Raw genomic sequence first — 1,487 nt, 5'->3', positions numbered from 1 at the left:
AGAATTATGATAGCAGATAACGTCGGGAAGGGGGATTTATGCGACAGAACCAAAAAAACCAGCAGTATTCTTTCCATTTTTAACCTAATTACCCACAAAACCACATTTGTGTGTTTGTGGGGGTTTACCGAATAATGCCTGCTTCTTTTTCGAATTCAATTGTTTTTTCTAGTATGAATTTTTCTATTTCTTTAGTCATTTTATGACTCGTAGCTGTGCAAGCTACTTTGAATCTCTTGTGTGTGCTCTCTGGCAAGTCGATACTGAGCCTTTTCAAAGGCTCTTTTTTATCACCCATAAATGTGGGTTTGTGGGGATGTGTTGTCTTATCTTTACCCACCCCACCTTTTTCAAAGGCTTCAATATCAGCCTGTGATACGTGATTTTGAGGCTTTGGTGCTTTCTGAAAGCTCTTTTTTGCCATAGTAAATAATTTCTTTCGTTAGGTTTTCAATTTCTTGAATGGCGTTTTTATCTTGTTCCCATTCAAAGATAGTTTGTCCCATGGTGATACTTTCTGCATAGGCAACACGATTCTGAATATCCGCATTGAATATTCTTATTCCTGTATCTTCAACCATATTTCTGACTTCTCTTCCAATCACTGTATTTCCGATTTTGCGAGAAACCACAAACCCACATTTTAGGGTTTCTTTATATTCCATCGCTTGCTGTACTTGTTGTATGGTTATATCGCTTGCCCATGTAGATAACCCAGACGGCTCGATAGGAATTACAACAATATCTGAGGCGATAACACAGGAGCGAGAAACACCTTCGGCGTGGGGGGGAGCATCTATAATTGTGTAATCATATTCAGAGGCAAGGAATAGAGCATCTTTTGCCATGTTTTCACGTGCCATACTGACGACCTGAAAGCCAGTGTCATCTCGTAAACTCGCCCATGTAGTGGCTGAACCTTGTTTGTCTGCATCAATTAATAAGACTTTATGTCCTGATTGAGAGAGCAGGGAAGCAGTGTTAATGGAAAGAGTTGTCTTTCCTACACCACCTTTTTGATTGATAAATGAGATAATCATTATACCTATTAACCCACATTTGTTGTAATGTGTAAACCCTTAAATGTGGGTTTTCTTTTTAAAGACCTTCAACTCTCTTTTTACAAAAGTTAATAAAAGCCCCATCAGGGGTTTTTAGCTCAGGGTATCCGCTTTTTTTCCAATGTTCTAGCCATTCATATTCAACAGCGTACACCTCAAAATGTCGCCCTACTGTTTTTCTGGCTGTCTCAAATGTTTCTGGCTTGAGATAAATGGATTTTTCGTCATGGGGCAGGGCAACGCTTCCTGTATAGCTAAATATGATATTTTCACCTTCCAAACCTATTTCATAATCTGGTAAATGACCAAATTTCATAATGTGGCTTAAAGTCTCTTTGAATTTCTTTAAAGAGCTCGTAGAACCAGATGTCTGGGCTGATAAACGCCAGGGTGGTGAGTTATATAAGCATCTGAGACAAAGTCACA

3 protein-coding genes are annotated in these 1,487 nt (G+C 38.9%); all 3 read right to left on the bottom strand.

The genetic code is table 11. The features are described 5' to 3' along the window. Window positions 1-124: 124 nt before the first annotated feature. From CDZ78_RS20340 to CDZ78_RS20330, 3 genes are read right to left on the bottom strand one after another with little or no spacing between them, the layout of a single operon-like run. Window positions 125-424 carry a hypothetical protein gene (locus tag CDZ78_RS20340; protein ID WP_087871572.1) on the bottom strand — a complete coding sequence of 100 codons (300 nt, stop codon included), beginning with the start codon at window positions 422-424 and terminating at the stop codon, window positions 125-127. Continuing rightward, window positions 366-1,040, bottom strand: coding sequence for a ParA family partition ATPase (gene parA, locus CDZ78_RS20335; RefSeq protein WP_087871571.1), 675 nt, complete (start codon window positions 1,038-1,040; stop codon window positions 366-368). The genes CDZ78_RS20340 and parA overlap by 59 nt, the downstream gene beginning before the upstream one ends. A 58-nt stretch (window positions 1,041-1,098) precedes the next feature. Further along, window positions 1,099-1,341: a hypothetical protein gene (locus CDZ78_RS20330; protein WP_140414267.1), complete on the bottom strand. Its 243-nt coding sequence runs from the start codon at window positions 1,339-1,341 to the stop codon at window positions 1,099-1,101. Window positions 1,342-1,487 lie beyond the last annotated feature (146 nt).

This window comes from Bathymodiolus platifrons methanotrophic gill symbiont (assembly GCF_002189065.1).
Classification (GTDB): Bacteria; Pseudomonadota; Gammaproteobacteria; order Methylococcales; family Methylomonadaceae; genus Methyloprofundus.
The sequence above is the reverse complement of the archived record's forward strand: the minus strand, read 5'-3'. Positions and strand labels throughout refer to the sequence as shown.